Genomic DNA, 23917 nt, shown 5'->3' on the forward strand with positions numbered 1-23917 from the left:
GGAGCCTATTCTGCCTTTACCACGCGAATATTGATGGGGCGAGTCAACGAATTACCGTCGGTGTCCTTCACGGTGAACTCAAAGCGGGCCAGACCGGCGACATTTTCCGAGGGAGTAAAGCGAGCCGAGGCATCGTTGAGCTGTACGGATCCTTGTTCGACATCGCCAATTTCAAACGTTCTTTCAGCCAGTTCATAGCCAACGGCCAACGCGTTGAGGTCCACATCGAGCGACTCGCCAGCCTTACACTCAAAGTGTGGTACCGCGAGCCAATTCAAATAATCTTCGAGGTTGGTGTAGCCATCGTGGTCGGGATCAGCATTGGCGTCTGCGAAATCATTGGCCGGTGATTGTGGATTGAGCTTGTGCAATTCTTCCCACCACGTGGGGAGCCCGTCATTATCCGGGTCCCAATCGGACATGCGTTGTTCGGTTCCATAATCGTCCCAGCCACCGACATCGTCTTGTGTGTCGGGCAGGCCGGGGAGTCCAGTGATGCTCCCCTTGAACTGCGCTTCGCCACGGAGCGTTTCGTCAATCACACGCTTATCATGGGGATCAAGCAGGGGTTCGTTGCAACCAACGTCTGACAGCACATTCTTGTATGCGGCCTCGGCGGAGGTGGTTGTTACGTAAGATTCGTAGAACGGCTCCTCGACGATCCAATTTTCGTGAGGTTCGCCGTGCCGCTCGAACACTCCGGCTAGCTTCTCGCTTGCATCGAACTTGCCTTCCATGACGTTGCCGTCCGCGTAATACATTTGCGGGCCGAAGCTCGGCACGGCTTCCCGTTCGGCCATCAGCACGTGAAAGACTTTGGTTGCAGCGCCTGGCTTATAGTAGTTGTTAACGAAGTTGACTTCTTTGGCCCCGCCATCGGTGGTGCGGTGGCTCCAGTTGTAGACCACGTTGTTGCGGATATCGAGTCGCCCCGCGTGGCGGGTGGCTTTGTCGAGTCCCCCAGCGAGGCTCCAATTGCGACCGGCACAGTGAGCGAGCAGATTGTGATGAAAACTGCCGATGTCGCCGCTAATACTCGCTGCAAAACCGTGCTGTTTCCCTTTTTCATATTTGGAATGGCCCGCGACGTTGAGCGCTTCGGAAATGAGCGTGTTTTGCAGCGTGATATTTTTCGCCCCGCGTGAGCTGAACGATTCATCCTGAGTCCAACTGATCGAGCAGTGGTCGATGATTGAATTGTCACAACTGGCGAGGCCCATGCCGTCGAGGGTGACGCCCGCGGTGTTGCCTGGCCGCACGCGGACGAAGCGTATGATGCAGTCGTGGTTCCCCAGCAATCCCAAGTTGTAATTGGAAACACAAATACCGGGGGCAGGTGCTGTTTGGCCAGAGATCGTGAGATAGGGATCGCGAATGATCAGCTTGCTATTGAGAATGATTCGCCCCGAAACATCGAAGACAACGGTGCGCGGTCCCGAAGCTTCCACCGCTGCACGCAGGCTGCCAGCGCCCGAATCATTAAGGTTGGTCACCTTCAAAACACGGCCACCCCGGCCACCGATGGCAAAGCGCCCGTAACCTTCGGCACCGGGAAAGGCGAGATGGCGAACGCGGAAATTCCACACATCGCCGCGAGTGACTTTGCCGCCGGCGTCTTCGCTGTCGACTCGCCAAGCGTAATGGGTTTGGCTGGCCGTGGGATTCACTTTCGTGGATTGTTCAGCGCGATCTGTCGATCCTAGGAATTCCGGCGAATCAGCTGTGGCAGCAACCGCTAAATTCTGTGCCTCATCCGCGCTGTCAGCAGAGGCAAAATAAACGTGATGCTTGACGGCATTGTCTGCCGGTTGCCAAGTAAGTGTGACACTGCCGGAGTCGCCATCAACATGGCCGTCGTTGTTACCTGGTGCAGGGCTTAACGCTTTCGCTTTAGGGTTCGTGGCATCAATTTCCAGCCCGTTGAGTACGATGCTCGGATCTCCCGTGATTCGGATCACAGCGGGAGTATCAGCCCTGACATCGAATTCCACATAAGCGCTCTCGGCCGCTTCGTTGTTTGCCACACGAATTGTTGGTTGAACGGTGGTGCTGGCTTCACTACCGATGACAGTAACGGTTAAGGGATTAAGCGGTTCTTTGTTTAAGCCGTTGTGATAGGTCACGAGCGAATGCCGACCCGGCTTCAGCCCAGCAAGTTCAATTTCCAGCGCGGGTGCCATCACGCCGTCGGTGGCCATCGTGGCACCGGTGCTCAAACCGGCTTTGTACCACTGCCCCTCGACGATGCTCCCTTCGGGAGAACGGAGCGTAAGGACAACGCCATCAAAATCGCGCGTGACATGTGGGCCGTTCTTCACTTGCCATTCCTGCCAGCCCGGCGTGGCTGTGTCGTTGCGGCCGGTATCCATGCCCAGGTCGATGCGAATTGGCTCGGCGCAATAAGCAGAGCCACATGTCATCGCCACGAATGTCAGGATTAAGAAAAGATTCTTCATGGCACTTAATCATCCGTTCGGGGTTGTGTGACATTGTCAAACGTCATTTTGCCAACATGCTCGAAGACGCTCGCCCGTTTGGCATTGTTGAATTTGCAGTTGCGGATTTGCACGTTGTCGATTTCGTGCCCTTTGATACCGACCAGATAAAGCGGCATATCGCTTTTTTGCGACGTGACATTCTCCATGAAAATGTTGTGTACCTGGGGTGGAAAATCGCCCTGTTCGTTGGCGTATTCCAAATCGATGTGCAAAACCGCTTCTTTCACCTCGCCCACTTCGACGTTGCGAACGTAGAGGTTTTCGAGAAAGCCGCCGCGTAGGAGGTTCGATTTGAGCCGAATCGCCCGGTCGAGTTGCGGGCTATCCATCCGACAATTCTCGACGAACACGTTGCGTATCCCGCCGCTCATTTCGCTCCCCAGCACGACGCCGCCGTGGCCGTCGGCCATTTCGCAGTTGCGAACAATGATATTCTCGCTGGGGACATTGATGCGCCGACCTTCGGTGTTGCGACCCGATTTGATCGCAATGCAATCGTCGCCCGTGTTGAAGCGGCAGTTTTCGATCAGCACGTTGCGGCTCGATTCAGGATCGCAGCCGTCGTTGTTCGGTCCGTGGCTGTCGACCGTTGCCCCACGGACGATCACGTTTTCGCTCAGCACGGGATGAATGATCCACATGGGAGCATTGGTGAACGTCACTCCTTCAATGAGCACGTTCTGGCACTTGTAGGTTTGCAGAAAGCTGGAACGCAGTCGGTGGCCTTCGCCGTAGATGCGCTCCTTGGCGGGAACTCCTTCATCGGCTTGCTTGCCGAGGGCGGCCACATCGGTCATTTGGTCGGGATCCCCCTTTTTCCAACCGATGTCGGTTTCGCCCCCCCAATGGCCTTTCCAGTTCCACCACTTGCCGTCGCCCGCTTGGCCGTCGAGCGTTCCTTTGCCCGTGACGGCAATGTTCTTTTGCTCGTAGGCATAGATCAGCGGCGAGTAATTCATCAGCTCCGTCCCCTCGAACCGCGTAAAGACGACGGGGAGATAATCGGCGGGGTCGTTGCTGAAGAGGATGGTCGCTCCCTCGGCGACGTGCAAATTGACGTTGCTCTTGAGGTGAATTGGTCCCTTCACAAACCATTGGCCCTTGGGAACCGTGACCCGCCCTCCCCCGGTCGCCACGCAAGATTCGATGGCTTTGTCGATCGCGGGTTTGCAATCGGTTTGGCCATCCAATTTGGCGCCGAATTCAGTGATGGGGAAATCTTTGTCCGGAAACTGAGGCTCTTGGATTTCCGCCAGGATCGCAGGGAGCTGAGCCCAGCCCGAGGGTTCTTCAGCCAGAATATGCTGTTGGGTAGACATAAGTACGAGCGCAGCTCCCCACATGGCGGTCAGCATCAGACGTGCAACAAAGTTCTTCAACGGCTGGTCCTTTCGGACGATTTCGGTGATCGAAAAGAACAAAGACAAGTGGGAACGTGCGGCAAGGCAATAAACCGTTCTCCAACAACAGTTTATTGGTTCAAAGTTACGTCGCAACGAGTGTCGTTTGCTAGGCGACGACATTCGGTGCGATGCAAACCTTGAGGTTATTATGGAATGACAATGCAATCAGCGGGCGTTTTTTGCAAATGCGGCCTGTAAAAGCGCATCCGCTTGGGTTTGCTGATCAATATTCACTGCGTTTTTAGGTTCTCGTGTTGCAACTTCCTTATCTTGAGGCCGTTTTTGGTCCCATCTAGATTGAAATTGCAGGCAGATTTCTGCGCTTATCGAATTCTTCTCCGGAACACAGAAGGTTGATTTCATGCTGAAGTCATACGCGTTGGCGTTATGTCTTGTTTTGTTGTGTGGCGTACAAATGGCCGGCGCGCAGGCGATTCCCGCCTTTTCAGGCGCTGATGGCGCGGCGGCTTATGCCAGTGGTGGCCGCGGCGGGATTGTTTACCACGTGACATCGATCAATTCTGCCATTGATGATCCCGCGCGGAACGACTTCGGCTCGTTGCGCTATGGCTTGAACAACGCGAATTTTCCCGCCGGGGTACCCCGCACGATCGTGTTCGACGTCGGCGGCGTGTTCAGTCTGGGGCGACTCTCGCAGGCAGGTTGGGACACCAACGGCAATGGCTGGGATTCGCAGTCGCGACTCACCATCGGCGGCACGAACATCACTTTCGCCGGGCAAACGGCCCCAGGTGCGGGTGTGATCTTCATGGGGGGCGGCCTCAAACCCCAGGGGAATAACAACATCATTCGTAACATTACGGTGGCTTCCGGCTACGGTATGCGGAACTGGTGGCAGCCGGGCGAAGCCTATCCTGCGCAGCCGGTGGCTGGAGATGTGGGCGTGGGCAATTTCCCCGACGCCACGGTGTTCGACGCCATGGATATTTCCGGCACGAATATCATGATCGATCACGTCAGCACGCTGTACGCGACCGATGAGACGATCTCGATGAACGAGGTCGCCAACAACATTACGGTCCAATACAGCAATATCTCGCAGGGCCAGAACTATCCGCAGTGGGACGCCGAGGGGGGCGGCTACACGGGTCATGCACTCGGATCGCTGTTAGAAGCGGGATCGCAGGCGAAAATCAGCTTTCATCACAACTTGTACGCCCACCAGAAATCTCGCATGCCGCAGACTCAAGGGGGCGGCACGGGGGCTTACTACGACTTCCGCAATAACGTCTTTTACAACTGGCTGGGTACGGCTGGCAGCCGCAGTGGAACCACATTTTGGAACCTGGCAAGCAATTTCTATCTGGCTGGCGACGGCGGCGACAATCCGGCGGGGGGCAACAGTGTCGCCATGAATCAATCGAGCGGCGGCACAGGCGTGATCGGCACCAATAGCAACATTTATCGCAACGGCAATATCCTGGATAGCAACAAGGACGCCGACGCCAACGACGGTGTGGCGCTATCGAATTCCGGCGCGGCTAATCCCCTCTGGCAGGGTGGCGTGCCAACTTATTCAGGGACCACCGATACGGCCACGGCTGCCTTCGAGCGAGTCCTCAACTACATGGGGGCCAACTGGTGGACCCGCGACAACGTGATCGATACCCCCGACGAGCGGCTGATCCAAGAAGCTCGCACGGGCACGGGCAAAATCTTGGGCTGGGCCGATGATCCTTGGAATAATGATCCCAACGAAGGGGCCGAGTGGCGAGCACTCAAGAACACTCCGACGACCACTCGCGGCATCGATTGGGATACCGAATCCAGCGTTGGTTATGGCGTGGGTGACGGGATGCCTAGCTACTGGGAATTGGAGCATGGCCTCGATCCCAACGCCCGCGACGATAATGGAGATTTCGACAGCGACGGCTACACGAATCTCGAAGAATACCTGAACGACACCGCCGCCTGGCCCGCGCAGGGGGCGATTCTGTTCGATGCCTCGACCAACAGTCGCTATGCGCAGATTACCAACTGGGATAGCAATCCCGATCCCGCCAGCGATCTCCCCTGGCAACCGTCGCGTTACGACACGGCGGTCATCAATGCCGGCACGGTCGTTGTCGATGCCGTGGGGCAGCACGCGGGGAATTTGCTATTGGCCACGAATCCCGGCGATAGCGCAACGCTGAACATCACGGCCGGCTGGCTCAAGGTGCAGGACGCTCCGCACGGTTTGAGCGATGGGACTGTGGTGATCGCCGATAACAATGCGGCCACGGCGACTCTGAATCTATCCGGCGGCAAGCTCACAACAAAAATGTTGCTCAAGGGGGCTGGCGGTTCGTTTAATTTCACCGGGGGTGTGTTGAGTGCCGAGGTTGTAGGTTTTGACTTGGTTAACAATGGCGGCACCATTTCGCCCGGCAACAGCCCTGGGAAAACCTTGGTCATGGGCGATCTGACGATGAACAGCGGTGCCTTCGACATCGAAATCTTCGGTAATCAGGCTGCCGACTACGACGCCGTGTGGGTCGATGGCACGCTCCACGCGGGTGGTAGTTTGAACGTGTTGCTCGAAGGTTATGCTCCCGTTGAGGGGGATGCTTTTGAGATTCTCAGCTTTGCCTTGGCCACGGGCGGGTTTGATCTTAACTTGCCGGCGCTTGCCGAGGGTTTGGCCTGGGATTCTTCGCAATTGCTTGTTAGCGGGACGCTGTCGGTTGTGGCTGCGATCACCGAGAACGCCGACTTCGATGGCGATGGCGACGTCGATGGCCGGGACTTTCTGATTTGGCAGCGGGGTTTTGGCGCGACCGGCCAGGAAAACAATTCCTTGGGCGATGCCAACGGCGATGGCACGGTGAACGCTGCCGATCTGGAAATCTGGCAGGGCCAATATGGTAACGCCCCTGAGGAATTGAGTTCTCTGTCCGTTCCGGAACCGGGTACGTTGGTGCTGGGGTTGGGGTTGTTGACGCTGTTAGCCCTGCGGCGATCCGGTCAGGGTATTGTGGTCTGATCTTGTGAGTGCCCCCTTCCGTTGTGGTTTGCCTGGATTCTACTGCGACTTTTTTTGTGGGCAGCTCCTTTGGTTCCAGGCCGCTAAGCCGCGAGCGGCAAGTTGATCATCTTGTTCAACTTTATCAACTTGATCACGAAAACGTTTGATCAAATTGGTGGAACTGGGACCATTTACCATCCCAACTCCCCCCACTCACGTGGGAGGCTCGCCGAATATATCACATCTGCGCGGCCAATTCAGGCATTCAATTTGGCCATCGCACGCTGCGAAGAATTGCCAGCATGTCGGCTTCGACCGTGGTGAGAAATACGCCACGGATCAGGGGGACTTGCTACGAGGTTTGGAGTAGCGTCGTTTGCGAAGCATTTAACGCGAATACTTTGGGTGAGTCTTAAAACTTCCAAATAAAAAACGCCCGGGTTTCGCGACCCGGGCGTCGGATTAAAATCGATTGGTTTTTATCAATTAGTTGATATCGCCGTCGGCACGGCCACCGATGCCATCCCAAACGAGAGGTTCAACGTCAAAGCCATACCCATGCACGGAACCATCGCACATAACAACATTCACGCCGGCGGGATGTGCACTTCCCATGCTTTCTGGGAAGCTTGCACCCGCATCTTTCGGATCGCGATTCAAGGCTGTATCTGGCATGGGTAGAGCACCTTGAGGCTCGCCAGAACCACTATAACTGCCACTAATGGCCCGCACGGTATCCCAGTCATAGCCTTGATACATAGAACTATTGTCAGCCGGATTGTCGGCGGGCTGGCCACTCGTTCTATTTGTGGCGATTTCATAGAAATAAGAGCTCACCCATTTCTCACCTGCAGCGGCTGTTTTGGAAGCCCCATCGGTAATTTGGCCTAATCTGGCGCCAGCGCGGTCGGCGACGATGCCACTCCAACTGGAAGCTAGCCAGTTGTCACCATTGACCCAGTCACAGTTGGGATAGCGATCTCGACAATCTGTAAACGAAGGAACCAACGGCGCTGGTCGACCACTGCTCTGAGTCACACTGTGGCCACCATTGGCAGCGTAATCACTTTTCGCCGCAAATTCAGATGGATTCGCGTTGAAGATTACAGTTTCATAATTTGGATATAGCTGTGAGGGGCGACGACTTGGACAATTGAAGATAGGGATGATCACAGTGGCTTGTTCTTGAAGGGCAGCACGCAAAGCAGGACCGGTTAGTCCACCCCCACCAATTTTTTTGACGTTTTGATTTTCGAGATAATCAGAAACTTGATAAATCCAACCGCCCATTTGGCGTGGGCCGTTACCAAAGTCGGGATTGCCCATCCAGTGGAAGCTCCAACCACCACAAGGAAATGTTTTGTTAGAGCTCTCGTAGTTAAGCATGCCGAGGCCAATCTGGCGAAGATTGTTCTTGCACTGACCATTGCGGGCCGCTTCGCGGGCAGCTTGGATCGCGGGGAGCAACAGGGCCACGAGGACGCCGATGATGGCGATCACTACCAAGAGTTCCACCAACGTGAAGCCAAGGCGTGTACGGAGCGACTGTGAACGCATTGCGTAGGTATTGTTCATGCCACTGATCTCCCAGATGAGACAGGCCCAACAAAAAAGTGTATAGACGATAAGCTGCTAACAAGACAAGGTTCGAGTGTGCTCCTTGACGAAGCCCCATCGATACCGGAATCTTATCCACCTGAGCCGTTGAAAAGAGGCACCCCCCCCGAAATCGGTGACTCCCTTTTCCTTAGTCGGTCAAGGCGGTCATTCTGCGATTCACGAGTGAAACTGTGCCCTCCCAAATCTCTTGGCGATAATTCTTAAGATACGCTGCTTTTTCCTTGCATTGCAGGGGCTGTTCTTGCAATAATAGGGCGAAAAGACGCAGCTTCTTTTTGCCTTATCAAAAGCTTATCTGTGAACAGGGAACAAACCATGGAACGAGTCCTTGAAATCGCGCTCGCGTATCCGCGCTTTCCTCATCGCGAATCGTTTTTTGAAGGGGTCTTGAAGTACGCGAAGGATACGAATCGCAACTGGTCGTATATCACCGGTCTGGAAGCTTTGTCGATGTCGGTGCTCGATCTGGTGGGGTGGCCCGGCGATGGCATTCTTGCCGCGATTTGTACCGAAGAAGAAGCGGCCTGCGCCGCGGCGATGCCGATTCCGGTAGTCAATATTTCCTGTGCTTTAGAGACCACGCCCGTGCCCCGTTGTGCGGCCGACTTCGTGGCGATGGGACGAATCGCGGCGTCTCATTTGTTGGACAAGGGCTTTCAGTCGTTCGCCTATTATGGCTTGAGCGATGTGGGTTATTCCAATCAGCGCCGCAAGGGGTTCGAAGATCGGCTCGAAGAAGCCGGTTTCAAGCCATCGAGCTACTTGTGCAAGCCGACCTTCCGCCTGGGGGGGAGTGAATGGCTGCAGCAAAACAGGGAATTGGCCGAGTGGATTTTAAGCCTCCAGCGGCCGATTGGCTTGTTTGCGGTGTCGGATTACCGTGCCCGACAAGTGCTCGATGCCTGCCGGCTGGTGGGGCTCAAAATTCCCGAGGAAGTGGCAATCGTGGGGGTGGATAATGAACGTATCATTTGCGATCACGTCCATCCGACGCTGACCAGCATCGCCCGCAATAACCAACTGGAAGGCTATCGGGCGGCGGAACTTTTGGACCGGATGATCCAAGGGGAACAAGTCCCGCTGGAGACGGAGCCGGTATCCCCCTTGGAAATTGTGGAGCGCGATTCGACCGCCACGTTTGCCGTGTCCGACCCGCGACTGCGCGATGCACTGAACTATCTGCACATGCACATCGAGGATCCACTGTCGATCGATGAAGTCACGCGGCATGCGGGTGTCTCGCGGCGATGGCTCGAGTATGCGTTTCGTGATGCTTTGGGCGAAACGCCTTATCAATATTTGCGTCGGCAGCGGCTGGCGCATGCGCGGCGTTTGCTCGCGAGCGACCCGAGCGCTAAGATCTACAATATTGCCCAGCGAAGTGGCTTCACTTCGGCGAAGCAATTGACGATCGCTTTTCATCAAGACTTCGGCATGAGCCCCCGCGAATATCGGCGAGCGGCTCAGTCATAGACAGGCTTTTTGGGGTTGTTTTCTTCCGGGGAAACGCAATTTTAGCGCGGAATCGTGCAATGCGTTTTTAGGGAAGAATTATGCGGCAAGAGCTTGTTTACAGCAATGCAGTGTCAATTAGATTGAATTCAGATGGCTGGAGCTATTGGGCTGTCTGTAACGAAGACTGACGTTCAAGTGGCGGATACCTTGGGCTCAGTTACTTGTCTCGACCACGTGGGCAGGACGTGGTCAACGGTACGGGGAGATATCGCCACGTTCTTTTCCGTTGACTATCTCAATCACTTTTCAGATGGGTTTCGTAGCCTGTCGCGTCTACCAATGGGAGTAATGACTAATGAAGAAACAACTGCGATTGACTGTTTTGCTGGCCTTTGGGCTGGCTGTCTCGCTAACGCAGGGTGCTTCGGCACGCGTGATCAGCACGTTTGATCCAGGCGGGATGGATGCGGAGGTTCGCGAAGCGGCTCCGACGACCGTTTTTGGAAATGGCGCTGAGTTGGGTATGCGGGTGGCCAACGCCAACAACCCCGCTGCACCAAGTGGCAATCACAATGGCCATGTCTACATGAAGTTTGGCGTGCAAGGTGTCAATGCCGCTAATCTGAACCATCCGATCACGGTGCGGACCTCTTGGATGCTCAACAACCTTGGCAACAATCGCATCGAAGATATCCTCGATCTGGACAATGCCCAATTTGCTGATCGGCCCAATGTATCTTTCGATTACTACGTATTGAATCCCAACAACGCTAAGGCCAACTGGAATGAAACGACGATGACTTACGGTGGTCCTAGTCCGGCGACCTGGGCTCCTGGTTTGCAAGTCGACTTCAATACGGCTACCAAAGATATCATTGTGAACGCTGCGAACTTTACTTATCTCGGTAACAACGAATTGCGCAGCTTGGCTCGAAATGGAAATGGTCCGGGTTCTGTTCCCATCGAGAATCGGATCCCCTTGGGCGAAGATTTCGACTTGGTTGTGAATCCCGGCAGCCCGCTGCACGCCGCAATCGTGGCTGCCCAAGCGACTGGTCACCAGACCGTGACGATTTTGGGAACCTTGGCTCACGATAACTTGACCAATCCCAACGTTGGCTGGCAGAACCATAATTATGTTTGGACTTCCAAAGAGAAGAATCCTATGAACACGGATGCCGCCTATGACAGCGATAACACGGATCCCAACAATCCGCTGGGCTCGCCTTATAATGGTGCCGCCAACACGGCCGCTACGCCGTTTGCTCCACGCATGGTGATGGTGCCAGAACCGAGCAGCATGCTACTGCTTGGCCTGTGCGGTCTGTCACTGTTGGGACGCCGTCGGGTTTAGTTTTAACGTTGAGCAAAGCCCGCGGAACTTTCCGCGGGCTTTGCTCAATTTACCAGCACACGGAACGAGAGTTCATCAAATCACTTTTCATGCGAAGAACGACGGAAGTCACGTTCCTTGCCGCAGTTGTCTAAGTTGAGACTTCAATGACAAGCCGAGTCGAGTGGGCGATGATTCCCTCGGTTTGCCGAAACAGTTGAGCACGGAACGCGCTCGACGAACGGCTATTCACAGACTAATCGATTATCTGCTTCAGCATTAAGGACAATATCCATGCGAAAAATCACACGCTCCTTGGCAGCCATGGCGCTGGCGGCATCGAGTTTAGCAGCTTATGCGGAAACCGATGTTGAGACCATCAATTGGGGTGGCACGACTGGTCCCCAGAATTGGCACGAGACGGGAAATTGGACGGGGGGCGTGATTCCCAATGATTCGCTCAAGCGAGCGAATTTGTCGGTCAACTTGGGCTCGGGATTGACCGTCGATATTGGTGCGACGGACACAACTCTTGCCGGTTTGGATATTGGTGGGACTTCCGCCGCGGTGACGACGGCCATCAATGGCACGGGCCGCCTGATTTTCCGTAACGATGATACATTCGTACTTTCGACAACGGCCAACGCCGACTTCGACAACAGCACGACCGTCGCCGGCCGAGACTTTTTGATTTGGCAGCGGAATGTTGGTGCGACGAGCCAAGTGAACAACGGCAACGGCGATGCCAATTTCGACGGCGACGTCGACAACTTGGACCTCGAAATCTGGCAAGAGCAGTACGGCTTGGGGACGGGCCTCTTCAACATCGGTACACCGAGCGTGGCTTCCAACGGCGTGGTCGGTTCGGTCAATACAATCAATGCTCCGATTCACATTATGAATGAGCAGTTGGAATTTGGCGGGACAACCAACCTGACGCTCAATGGTAACATGACTTACGAAGGTGATCCCGAAGCCGCCGGTGCGAGCAATTCTTCGTTTCGTGCCATCAATTCGGGCTTTACAGTGACTTTGAATGGAAATCTTGTGATTACCAATTCGGATGCTGCTGAAGCCGTCGATTTTCGGATTAATGATAATATTAAAGCTCAGGGAACTGTTGTCATCGATGGCGTTCTCCAGGGGAGTGGTGGCGATCTCCAACTTGGCGCGCAGAGTTCCGGATCTTTACTGCCGCTGAGTACCATTCGCTTGAACAACTCGAATACATTTTTGGGAAGCATCCGAGCTGGCCGCGGCAATTTGATCTTGGGCCATAATGATGCCCTCGGCAAGCCCAGCGAGATCCTCAACGACAATGGCACGCCAGGTGATCCGAACGATGATTTCTTCCCACAGGCTAACTATCGCCAAAGCGGACCAGTCACGTTTGGCTACAACATGATATCGACGGATGATGCCCGTGTGATCTCCAACGACATCGTGATGGCCCAATGGCAGACCGTTAAAGGTGAACACTCGCTTGAGTTGAGCGGTCATATCACGCAAACCAACAATCGTGGCATTATCAATATGTTGCCAGCTGGTAAGACACTTACACTGAGTGGCGACATGGACATTTGGGAAGACGACGAAGTCCTCGAACGTCGCTTTGTCGTGGATGGCACGGGTAAGACACTCATTACTGGTACGATCAGTGACAACGAAATTGGCGCAACGGGTCAAGATCGTCGAATTCAAAAAACTGGCACGGGCGTGTTAGTCATCAACGTGGCACCTGGTGCGAACAATCACAGTGGTCCTGAAATTGTAACGATGGGAAATCTGCATTACGCCAACAATGGTTCGCTGAATGTGAATACAACGGTCGCCACAGGTTACTCGGCGAATATTCGTGCGACTGGTGGTGCCGTCGGCGTGGACGTCCATCCGGTTGGTCAAAATATCACGACGAACACGACTTTTATTGGCAAGATTGATCCCACGAGCACCGGTGGTTTGATGTTGGCCGCCACGGATGCCAACGTGAATATCAACCTGTCAGCGGCTGCACTCAACAATGTTGAGAACATGAGTATTGCAGCTCCTGAAACGGGTTTGACATATACAGGTACGCTCACTCCGAATGCCAACCAATATCGTCTTGGTGGTGGTTCGGGGACTCTGACTTTGCCGAATGCTCAACTCACTGGTGCCGCCCGCTCGTTGTCGGTTCGCAACGGTGGCACGGTACGGCTCTTGGGAGCCAATAGCTACGGCGGGGCGACCGTCATCGAAAGCAAATACACACAGAGCAACCAAGAACGTGCCGCTGCAGATTCGTCTGCCGCGGATGAAATATTTATTGATCGCTTGGTTGCTCCGACTTTGGAAGTGAACACGCTGGCCAACGGTGGTGCGAATAGCAGCATTGGCAATTCTTCCAATGCCGCTGCCAATCTGTTGATTCAAGGTTCGACTTTGAAATATGTAGGCACGGGGCATTCGACCGACCGATTGTTCACCATCGGTACTGCCGGGGCCACCTTGAATGCCTCGGGCACGGGAGCCGTGAATTTCACCAACACGGGTGCGGCCGTGAGTGCCGATGCGGCGGATATCACGGGCACACTCGACGACTTTACGCTGAGCCCCAATGTGATTGATAACGTGTCCAATTCGCGTGATGTGATCGTCGGCATGACCATTCAGGACCCTGATCCTGCCAATATCTTTACAGACTTTACACAGGCACCTTGCGCCCCCGATGGTTCGAACTGCATCCCTGCGACGGATTCCCAGACTCCACCTCAACCCACGGTCGTGACTGGCGTGAGTAGTGATGGCAAGCAGATCGGCATCAGTGCGAATTATGGGTTTATCTACAAGGAGAACACACGCCTCGTCTTGGGCACAGTGGCTCGGACGCTGACTCTGAGCGGCACGAATGCCCAGGCCAACATTTTGAGTCCTGTGATTGCCAATTCCGCCAAAGGTGGTGTCGTGAACATCACCAAGAATGGAACCGGTACTTGGTTGTTGGAAAGCGTGAATACAACGACTGGCGTGACGACCGTTGACGCGGGTACCCTCGGCGGTAACGGTGGCGTTGGCGGAAACTTGGTCGTCAATACGGGCGGCACCTTTGCTGCTGGTGGTTTGAATACAGTTGGGGACTTCAGCGTGGGGGGCAGTTTCACGCTCAACACGGGCGGCATTCTCGGTGTGCAGTTGGCTGGCACGTTGCCGGCTCAGATTGATTTGCTGAGTGTGACCGGTGCAGCTACGCTGAGTGGTGCGTTGAACGTTTCGCTGTTGTCCTTCTCCCCTGCTTTGAACAGCACCTACACCGTGTTGACCGCCGCGGGTGGCATTACTGATAACGGCTTGACCTTAACCGGTGCGGCCGGTTTCCAAAAGCAGATCGTGGGAAATAGCCTCGTGCTCAAGTATGTGGGCGGTGCCCTCAGTGCTTTGGCTTCGGTGCCCGAACCAAGCAGCATGGTGCTGATCAGTCTGGCCATGATGTGCTTGGGATCACGCCGACAAGCAAGGTCGTAGCCCAACTCGGGTGCGTGATTCACCTTTAAATGCTTGATCTTTTACTGAGCAACCCAACGACCAACAAGTCGTTGGGTTGCTTTTTTATGCGCAGCAACAGATGCAAAACTTGGCGGCGAATTGTTGAATTTGCCTGATTGATTCAAAGCGCAGGTGTTATCACAGGCTGCGGATTTGGGATGATTAGCTGCAAAATTGCGGTGCCGTGAGACGTGGACAGTCGATTGACACACTCCGACTAGGCCAAAGATAATGGACGGTTTCAGCAGGTCTCGCTGAACCCAATCAAAGTTTAAGAATTCCACTATGAGCGCTGCTTCGACCGATCAATTCCGCCATGTTACTTTCCTTTGGGATGATGCCACTGCCGATAATCTCAGCCCCGCGGAGCGATTAGTTTATCGTTCTAACTGTTTGGGCGCGGATCAGCGGATTACTAACACGGGTGGTGGAAATACTTCTTCGAAGCTCGCGGAAGCTGATCCGCTCTCAGGTGATGATGTCGATGTGCTGTGGGTGAAGGGTTCCGGCGGGGATTTACGGACGAGCAAACTGGAGAATTTTGCATCGCTCTATATGGACAAGCTCATCGGCTTACAGCAAGTCTACGGCAGCCAGGCCGAACGCGGGCCCAAGACGCCGGCGGAAGACGCGATGGTTGGTTACTTTCCGCACTGCACCTTCGCGCTCAACCCACGGGCGAGTTCGATCGACACGCCGCTGCATGGGTTTTTGCCTGCGCGGCATGTTGACCACATGCACCCCAATTCGGTGATCGCCATCGCGGCCAGCCGTGCGAGCAAACGACTCACCGAGGAAATCTTTGGCGGTGAAGTCGGTTGGGTGCCTTGGTTGCGGCCGGGATTTGAGTTGGGCCTATTGATGCAGCGTGAAGTCGAGGCCAACCCCGACCTCAAAGGCTTGGTGATGAGCCAACACGGGCTCATCAACTGGGCCGAAGACGAAAAAGAGTGCTATGAACTGACGCTGTCGTTGATTGACAAGGCCGCGGAATATATTGAATCCAAAGACAAGGGCGACCAAACCTTCGGTGGGCGGAAGTATCAACCGTTGGATGCAACGGCGCGGGATGCCTTGCTCGTGGAATTGTTGCCGTGGCTGCGTGGTCAGGTTTCGCAGCAGGCGCGCTTCATTGGAACGGTACAAACAGATGAAACGATTCAGCGGTTTGTGAACTCCTACGATGCCGCGCGGCTCGCGGAGTTGGGAACGAGCTGCCCCGACCATTTTCTGCGAACAAAGATTAAGCCGCTCTATGTGGATTGGAATCCTCGGCAGGAAGACATCGCGGCACTGCGTGAAAAACTGACTGCGGGGTTAGCTCAATATCGCGACGACTATCGCGATTACTACGAACGCTGCAAGCATGCGAACTCACCCGCGATGCGAGATCCCAATCCGACCGTGATCTTGATTCCCGGCGTGGGGATGATTGCTTGGGGCAAGAATAAGAGCGAGTCGCGCGTGACGGCGGAGTTTTACAACTGTGCGGTCGAAGTGATGCGTGGTGCGGAGGCGATTGACGAATACATCGCCCTGCCCCAGCAAGAAGCCTTCGACATCGAGTATTGGCTGTTGGAAGAAGCGAAACTCAAGCGGATGCCGGCGGAAAAAGAACTCGCTCGGAGCATTGTCGTCGTGGTTGGCGCTGGCTCGGGGATCGGCAAGGTGATTGCCCATCGCGTGGCGAGCGAAGGGGCTCACGTGGTGTGTGCCGACTTGAATCGCGAAGCGGCCGAGGCGACGGCCCAAGAACTCATCAAGAAATACGGCCAAGGCATCGGCGTGGCCGGCAGCGGTATCTCGGGTTGTGGCCCTGCGATTGGCGCGGCTGTCGATATAACCAAGCGGGAATCGATCAACGAATTGCTCGCACAAACGATTTTAGCCTATGGCGGGATCGACAATTTGGTGGTGACCGCGGGAGTGTTTTTGCCGCCCAGTCGCGATGGGCGTGTTTCGGACGATGCTTGGAAGCTCACGTTTGAAGTCAACGTCCGCGGCAGCTACAACATCGCCGATGAGGCGAACAAAGTGTTCGTCGCGCAAGGTTTGCCTGGGTCAATTGTGATGACGACCAGCGTCAACGGCATGGTCGCTAAGAAAGGCTCGCTCGCCTACGACACGTCCAAGGCGGCGGCGAATCACTTGGTACGCGAGTTGGCCATTGAACTCGCTCCACTTGTACGGGTGAACGCGATTGCCCCCGCCACGGTCGTCGAAGGTTCGACGATGTTTCCTCGCGATCGCGTGATAGCCTCGCTGACGAAATACAACATCGCGTTTGCCGAGGACGAGTCGGACGACGGCCTCCGCAGCAAGCTCGCCAATTTTTATGCCCAGCGGACATTGACCAAGCAGCCGATCACGCCGGCCGATCAAGCCGAGGCGGCGTATTTTCTTCTCTCCAGCAAATCGAGCAAGACAACCGGCCAGATCATTTGTGTCGACGGCGGTTTGCACGAAGCTTTTCAGCGTTAGAAACCCAATCGCATGACGACAGCCGCTCACTTAGCGATCGATCTTGGTGCCAGTTCGGGGCGTGCGATTGTCGGCACGCTCGCGGGTGAGCCGTCTCGCTTGAAATTGGCCGAAGTCCATCGTTTCGAGCATCATGCCTGTCCCACCCCCGCGGGACCGGTGTGGGATTTGACCGGGATTTGGCAGAACATTCTGACAGGCCTGCGAACCGCGGCGAGTTGGTGCGCGGTGAATCAGGTCGAATTGCAGAGCGTGGGGGTCGACACCTGGGGCGTCGATTGGGCGCTGGTGGGTAAGTCGGGCGAATTGCTCGCGCTGCCCCACTGTTATCGCGATCCGCAAAACGACGGAGCTTGCGAGCGGGTACTCGAAAAGCTGGGGGGCTTCGACAAGTTGTATGCTCGCACGGGCATTCAATTGATGTCGCTCAACACGTTGTTCCAAGTTGCGGCGCGATTCGAGCGCGAACCGCGTTTGTTTGATGCCGCCGAGCGACTTCTGTTCTTGCCCGACCTGTTCCATTTTTGGCTGTCAGGCGAGTTGAGCACCGAGCGGACGATTGCCTCGACCAGCAGCATGCTCGACGTACAAACCGGTGATTGGGATCGCCCATTGTTAGAAAAGCTCGGGCTCCCCACACACATGCTGGGACCCATTGTCGAGCCGGGCACCGACATTGGCTCGATCCGCGCTGAAGTTGTCGCCGCCACGGGTGTGCCCAAATCAGTACGAGTGATTTTGCCACCTTCGCACGATACGGCCTCGGCCGTGGCCGCGGTGCCGGCGAGTGGTGAGCGCTCCTGGGCGTATTTGTCGAGCGGAACGTGGTCGCTTTTGGGGGCGGAAATAAACGAGCCAATTGCCACCGACGCCGCGCGACAAGTGCCGTTCACAAACGAACGGGGCATCAACGGCACGGTCCGATTCTTAAAGAACATCGCGGGGCTGTGGTTGCTGCAAGAACTTCGTCGCGAATGGGAGTTGCAAGGCGAACGGCGTGATTATGCCGAGCTAGTGATCGAAGCCGAGCAAGCTGAGCCGCACCGCACTCTGATTGATCCCAACCACGCCGAGTTTGCCAGCCCCGGCAATATGGCCGAGAAGATCTGCCGTTATGCTCAGAGTGCTGGCCAGCCTGTGCCCGAAACGAAGGGTCAACTCATTCGCTGTTGCTTGGAAAGCCTTGCCCACTGTTATCGTGAGACGACCGATCAACTCGAGAAAATATTAGGCCGGCGGATCGACGTTTTGCATCTGGTGGGCGGCGGAACCAAAAATCAATTGCTCAATCGCATGACGGCCGAGGCGCTCGAGCGACCGGTGATTTGTGGCCCCGTGGAAGCAACAGCGATTGGCAATTTGCTCGTGCAAGCGATGGGAAGTGGCGAGATTGCCAATCCCGCCGAGTTGCGGTCCGTTGTTGCCAGATCGTTTGAATGCGAAGAAATTAACACGCTGCAGGCAACAAGCTAAACAGTTTGCCGCGGCTCAAGACTTTTCCCGGAAAGATTCTCATGTCGAAAATCGAGAAAGCCTACGAAATCGCCAAGGACCAATACGCGGAAATCGGCGTCGACACCGAACAAGCTTTGGAGCGATTGGCGACGATTCCCATCTCTTTGCATTGTTGGCAAGGGGACGACGTCGGCGGTTTTGAAAACAGTGGTGAAGACCTGGGGGGCGGTCTGGCGGTGACGGGGGCTTATCCCGGCAAGGCCCGCACGGCCGATGAGCTGCGTGGCGATCTCGATCAGGCACTCTCATTGATTCCGGGGAAACATCGCCTGAATCTGCATGCCTGCTATGCCGAGACGGGTGGCAAGAAAGTCGACCGCGACGCGCTCGAGCCGCAACATTTTCAGCGGTGGATCGAGTGGGCCCAAGAAAATCATCTGGGGATGGATTTCAATCCGACCTATTTTGCTCATTCGCTCGCTGGGGATGGCTTCACGTTGTCGCATCCCGACAAGAAGGTGCGGCAATTTTGGATCGATCACGGCATTGCCTGTCGCAAGATCGGCGCGGCGATTGGCCAAGCCCTCGGCAAGACTTGCATCACGAATGTCTGGATCCCCGACGGTTTCAAGGATTTGCCAATCGACCGCAAAGCCCCCCGAGAGCGGTTGGCGGCTTCGCTCGATGCCGTTTTTGCCGAGTCGATTGACCGAAATCACAATCTCGACGCGGTTGAATCGAAGCTGTTCGGCATCGGTTCGGAAAGCTACGTCGTTGGTTCGCACGAATTTTATTTGGGCTACGCGATCAAGAATAACAAGGTGCTTTGCCTCGACGCGGGCCATTTTCATCCGACCGAAGTGATTTCCGAGAAACTATCCGCCGTTTTGTGCCATTTGGACGAGGTGCTGCTGCACGTCAGTCGCGGTGTGCGGTGGGATAGCGACCACGTGGTGATCTTGAGCGACGAGCTGTTTGCGGTCGCCCAGGAGATTGTTCGCGGCGATTATCTCCGGCGGGTCCACATCGGGCTCGACTTTTTCGACGCGAGCATCAACCGCATTGCGGCATGGGTGATCGGCACGCGGGCGATGATCAAGGCCCTGCTGGCGGCCCTTTTGGAACCGATTGACCGTTTACGAGATATCGAACTCTCTGGCGACTTTACCAGTCGATTGGCTATGCTGGAGGAACAGAAGACCAAGCCGTTGGGAGCGGTTTGGGATTATTATTGCCAGCGGTCGGAAGTGCCGGTCGGTCCTCAGTGGCTGGCCAAGGTGAAACAGTACGAAGCCGACGTGCTGGCCAAGCGTTAAATTGCCGCCGCCTAATCGATTAAGAAATTTCGCCGATGCGAGTTGGTCTGTTCATTCCGTGTTATATCGACCAATTCTATCCGCAGGTCGGCATGGCGACCGTCCAGGTGCTCGAACACTTTGGCATGACCGTTGTTTATCCCACGCAGCAAACCTGTTGTGGGCAACCGATGGCCAACGTGGGGCTCGCCGACGAAGCCCGGCCGCTTGCCGAGCGGTTTGTCGAATTGTTCGCGCCGTATGATTACGTCGTCGGGCCGTCGGGAAGTTGCATTTCGATGGTTCGCAATCATTACGCCGATCTGTTGGGCGACAATCCCACGTATGTCGATTTACAGCAGAAGACTTATGAGCTGTGCGAGTTTCTGGTCGACGTGTTGAAGATTGATGAAATCCCGGGCCGGTTCCCTTATCGCGTGGGGATTCATCAAGGGTGCCACGGTTTAAGAGAGTTGCGACTAGGAAGCTGCAGCGAAGTCGTGGGCCAGCCGTTCAACAAAATGCGGTCGCTGCTCGAACCACTCAAAGGGATTCAACTTACCCAGTTGGAGCGGCCCGACGAATGTTGCGGCTTTGGCGGGACCTTTGCTGTCGCTGAAGAAGCCGTCTCGTGCATGATGGGCCGCGACCGGATCAGCGACCACTTGCAAGCCGGCACCGAAGTGCTCACTTCGGGTGACATGTCATGCCTGATGCACTTAGACGGTTTGATCCGACGCGATCACAAGCCTTTGCGCATAATGCATGTCGCGGAGATTCTGGCCGATTGTTGCGCTCAAAATAAGGCGGCATCATGACCATGCAACTCGATCATCCGACTGCCGCGGCAGAGTTTGTTGCTGATGACGAGCGTGCCCATTGGCACGATCAGGCGTTGTGGTTCGTGCGTACGAAGCGTGATCGCATGGCGCATTCGCTTCCCGAATGGGAGGATTTGCGGGAACAGGCTTCGCAGATCAAACAGCACACGCTGAGCCGTTTGGCCGATTATTTGGAAGAGTTTGAGCGCCAGGCAACGCGGTTGGGGGCAGTGGTGCATTGGGCCGCGAATGCCACTGAGCATAACGCGCTCGTGCATCAATTGCTTGCCGATCGCGGTGTGAAACACGTGGCCAAGAGCAAATCGATGCTCACCGAGGAATGCGGTCTCAATCCTTATTTGGAAGAACGCGGCATCGAGGTGGTGGACACCGACTTGGGTGAGCGGATTGTTCAACTCCGTCATGAACATCCCAGCCACATCGTGCTGCCCGCGATTCATATCAAGAAGGAAGAAGTCAGCCAGTTATTTCACAATCGCTTGGGGACCGCCGCGGGCGCGACCGATCCACAGTATCTGGCCGAGGCCGCGCGGCAACATTTGCGGCAAGAATTTTTGCGAGCTGACGCGGGAATCACGGGCGTTAACTTTGCAATTGCTGAAACAGGCGGACTGGTTGTTTGTACGAACGAAGGGAACGCCGATTTAGGCACATCGCTGCCCCGATTGCACATCGCATGCCTGGGAATCGAAAAGCTGATCCCTCGCGCGGCGGATTTGGGCGTATTTCTGCGATTGCTCGCGCGCTCAGCGACAGGTCAGCCGATCACGACGTACTCATCGCACTTCCACGGTCCACGGCCGGGTGGGGAACTGCATATCGTGCTCGTGGATAATGGCCGTAGCGAACTGCTGGCGAGTGGTGATTTTCGGCGGTCGCTCAATTGCATTCGTTGCGGGGCGTGCATGAACACCTGCCCGGTGTATCGCCGCAGCGGTGGGCATAGTTATGGCGTCACCGTGCCGGGGCCGATCGGTTCGATTTTGAATCCGTTCATGAATCCCGCGGCACATAGCAGCTTGCCGAGCGCATGCAGCTTGTGCGGATCATGCACCGATGTTTGTCCCGTAAAGATAGACTTGCATCACCAGCTGTATGTGTGGCGTCGAAGGTTGGCGGAGCAGGATCTCTTGCCGTGGTCCAAACGGATTTCGATGAATTTGGCGGGTATCTTGCTCAAGCATCCGTTACTCTATCGAGCCGCCGGATGGTGTGGAAGGATGGCTTTGAAGATTTTGCCGCGGTGGATGATCTACAATCCGCTTAACGCCTGGGGGCGTGAACGGGAGTTGCCAACGCCCCCGGCGAAGAGTTTCCGCGAGTTGTATCAAATCGATCAGCAAACAAAACCGCGACGGCGAGAAGGACATCGCCATGAGTAGTCGCGATACGATTCTCAAACGTGTGCGTGCGAATCAGCCCGCACCGCTGGAGTTGCCGTCGCATTTGACGCATGGCGTTACATTCGCCGATCCGCGAGCGCAATTTTTGACGGTGCTGGAAATGGTTGGCGGCCGTGGCGTGGTGGTCGAAGATGTGGCAGCCGCGGAGCGTTATTTGCGTGAATTGCCTGTGGTGCAGGATGCCAAAGTGATCGTGTCGCTGGTTGACGGCATCGTGGGCAATCGCGAAATCAACGACTGCCCCGAGCCGCATGAGCTGGCGGATGTCGACGTGGCGATCTTTGCTGGCCAGTTTGGCGTGGCCGAGAACGGGGCAATTTGGGTGACCGACGAGAATCTCAAGCACCGCGCGATCTATTTTATTTGCCAGCATTTGGTGGTGCTCGTGAAGGCGAGCGAGATCGTCGCGAACATGCATCTCGCTTACGAGCGGTTGGGAAGTGCTTTCGTCAGTCGCGGCTTTAGCGGCTTTATTTCGGGCCCCTCAAAAACGGCCGACATCGAGCAATCGCTGGTGATCGGCGCGCAGGGGCCAAGGTCGCTGACGGTGGTGTTGGTCGAGCGGTGGTGAGACGGCAGTGAAGCGCTAAGCCGCGAGCGGCGGGGAGCTTGGTGAGTGAACTTGTCGGAAAATCTCGTTCGCGCGACAATAGGGCGTATGGGTGTTTTCCGATTCTTGATTGCCGTGGTTGTTACGTTCTTTAGTATCACCAGCTGCGCGGCGCAGACGGCTGGCACCGCCGCGTCAGTGATTCCGCTCAAGATCCTTTCCTATAATGTTCATTTGCTGCCTGATATTGCCGCGCGGGTGGCGGGGAAGCGGAGCAATAGCGATTATCGCGCTGAAGAGATTGGCAAACAGTTGGCCGGGTACGACATCATCGGCCTGTCCGAGATGTTTGATCAGAGGCGTGCGAAAAAGCTCCTCAAGGCATTAGACGATGCGGCACCGAAAACGTATGTGTATGTCAAAGGTCCAAAGCGTTCGGGGCCACATTTTACGAATAGCGGCCTGCTTTTGATCACCCGGTTTCCGATTGAGGAAACGCACGAAGTGAGATACTCCGATGCGTCGTGGTTTCTTGATTCGGGGTTTAAGGCCGATGGCTTTGCCGCCAAGGGGGCATTGCATGCGCGGATTCGCGTGAGTGATAAGCCGCGGGCTGTTGTGGATTGTTTTCTCACGCATTTGGAAAGTCGCGACCGTGAAGCTCGCGAGAAGCAAATCGTCGAACTCGCGAGTTTTATGGCTCAGCATATAAGTGCTGAGAATCCCGTGATCGCGCTGGGCGATTTCAACGTAGGGGCCAACACAGGTGAGCGAGATACCGATGCCGCGTCGATCGCGCATCACGAATTCTTACGTAGCCGGCTCGTGCACAATGGCGCGCGGCTCGTCGATACCTGGGAAAAGGTGGGCCGCGGCTCGCCGGGGACGAATGACCCCTTGGCCGACAGTGCTGGTCGACGGATCGATTACATTTTTATGAGCGATCCGGCGAGCGCGCGGAATCAACTGCGACCGTTAGCGACGGTGGCGCTGCCCTTTGCCGATGCGAAGGTTAAGGAAGGTTCGCTTTCGGACCACTTGGGTGTGGAGTGTCAAGTCGAGTTGGTGATTGGTGAGCACTAAGCCACGATC

The 23917-nt window shown here is 55.6% G+C and carries 15 protein-coding genes; 11 read left to right on the top strand and 4 right to left on the bottom strand.

From position 1 onward, the window contains the following. Positions 1-5: 5 nt before the first annotated feature. The 3 genes from SH678x_RS08775 to SH678x_RS08785 form a co-directional block, all read right to left on the bottom strand. A complete protein-coding gene (locus tag SH678x_RS08775; RefSeq protein WP_496922522.1) occupies positions 6-2456 on the bottom strand; it encodes a pectate lyase family protein in 2451 nt (816 codons plus the stop codon). Positions 2457-2461: 5 nt separating this feature from the next. Further along, on the bottom strand, positions 2462-3877 hold the full coding sequence (locus SH678x_RS08780) for a glycoside hydrolase family 28 protein (protein WP_496922523.1): 1416 nt from the start codon (positions 3875-3877) through the stop codon (positions 2462-2464). A gap of 189 nt (positions 3878-4066) precedes the next feature. Continuing rightward, positions 4067-4264 carry a hypothetical protein gene (locus SH678x_RS08785; protein ID WP_496922524.1) on the bottom strand — a complete coding sequence of 66 codons (198 nt, stop codon included), beginning with the start codon at positions 4262-4264 and terminating at the stop codon, positions 4067-4069. Between SH678x_RS08785 and SH678x_RS08790 the strand changes: the two genes are divergently transcribed. Further along, a complete protein-coding gene (locus SH678x_RS08790) occupies positions 4263-6887 on the top strand; it encodes a dockerin type I domain-containing protein (protein WP_496922525.1) in 2625 nt (874 codons plus the stop codon). The genes SH678x_RS08785 and SH678x_RS08790 overlap by 2 nt on opposite strands. Before the next feature lie 468 nt (positions 6888-7355). Here the strand turns inward: SH678x_RS08790 and SH678x_RS08795 are convergent, their stop codons facing one another. Then, entirely contained in the window at positions 7356-8444 is a 1089-nt protein-coding gene (locus SH678x_RS08795) for a DUF1559 family PulG-like putative transporter (protein WP_496922526.1), read from the bottom strand. Positions 8445-8804: 360 nt separating this feature from the next. Here SH678x_RS08795 and SH678x_RS08800 point away from each other — a divergent pair, with 360 nt between their 5' ends. The 10 genes from SH678x_RS08800 to SH678x_RS08845 all read left to right on the top strand — a co-directional run bounded on the left by SH678x_RS08800 (position 8805) and on the right by SH678x_RS08845 (position 23908). Continuing rightward, entirely contained in the window at positions 8805-9962 is a 1158-nt protein-coding gene (locus SH678x_RS08800; protein WP_496922527.1) for a XylR family transcriptional regulator, read from the top strand. 337 nt (positions 9963-10299) lie between these two features. Then, on the top strand, positions 10300-11298 hold the full coding sequence (locus tag SH678x_RS08805; protein ID WP_496922528.1) for a PEP-CTERM sorting domain-containing protein: 999 nt from the start codon (positions 10300-10302) through the stop codon (positions 11296-11298). A gap of 273 nt (positions 11299-11571) precedes the next feature. Beyond that, a complete protein-coding gene (locus SH678x_RS08810) occupies positions 11572-14778 on the top strand; it encodes a PEP-CTERM sorting domain-containing protein (protein WP_496922529.1) in 3207 nt (1068 codons plus the stop codon). A gap of 306 nt (positions 14779-15084) precedes the next feature. Then, a complete protein-coding gene (locus SH678x_RS08815; protein ID WP_496922530.1) occupies positions 15085-17280 on the top strand; it encodes a bifunctional rhamnulose-1-phosphate aldolase/short-chain dehydrogenase in 2196 nt (731 codons plus the stop codon). A gap of 12 nt (positions 17281-17292) precedes the next feature. Further along, a complete protein-coding gene (locus tag SH678x_RS08820) occupies positions 17293-18753 on the top strand; it encodes a rhamnulokinase (protein ID WP_496922531.1) in 1461 nt (486 codons plus the stop codon). Positions 18754-18794: 41 nt separating this feature from the next. Continuing rightward, entirely contained in the window at positions 18795-20051 is a 1257-nt protein-coding gene (locus tag SH678x_RS08825) for an L-rhamnose isomerase (protein WP_496922532.1), read from the top strand. Between the two features lie 35 nt (positions 20052-20086). Then, positions 20087-20848, top strand: a complete 762-nt coding sequence (locus tag SH678x_RS08830) for a (Fe-S)-binding protein (RefSeq protein ID WP_496922533.1) — start codon at positions 20087-20089, stop codon at positions 20846-20848. Then, complete coding sequence (locus SH678x_RS08835) at positions 20845-22254, top strand: lactate utilization protein B (RefSeq protein ID WP_496922534.1); 1410 nt, start codon at positions 20845-20847, stop codon at positions 22252-22254. Before SH678x_RS08830 ends, SH678x_RS08835 begins: the two co-directional genes overlap by 4 nt. Further along, positions 22247-22846: a LutC/YkgG family protein gene (locus SH678x_RS08840; RefSeq protein ID WP_496922535.1), complete on the top strand. Its 600-nt coding sequence runs from the start codon at positions 22247-22249 to the stop codon at positions 22844-22846. The genes SH678x_RS08835 and SH678x_RS08840 overlap by 8 nt, the downstream gene beginning before the upstream one ends. Before the next feature lie 87 nt (positions 22847-22933). Further along, a complete protein-coding gene (locus SH678x_RS08845) occupies positions 22934-23908 on the top strand; it encodes a sphingomyelin phosphodiesterase (RefSeq protein ID WP_496922536.1) in 975 nt (324 codons plus the stop codon). Positions 23909-23917 lie beyond the last annotated feature (9 nt).

It is taken from the genome of Bythopirellula superficialaquae (genome assembly GCF_059632245.1).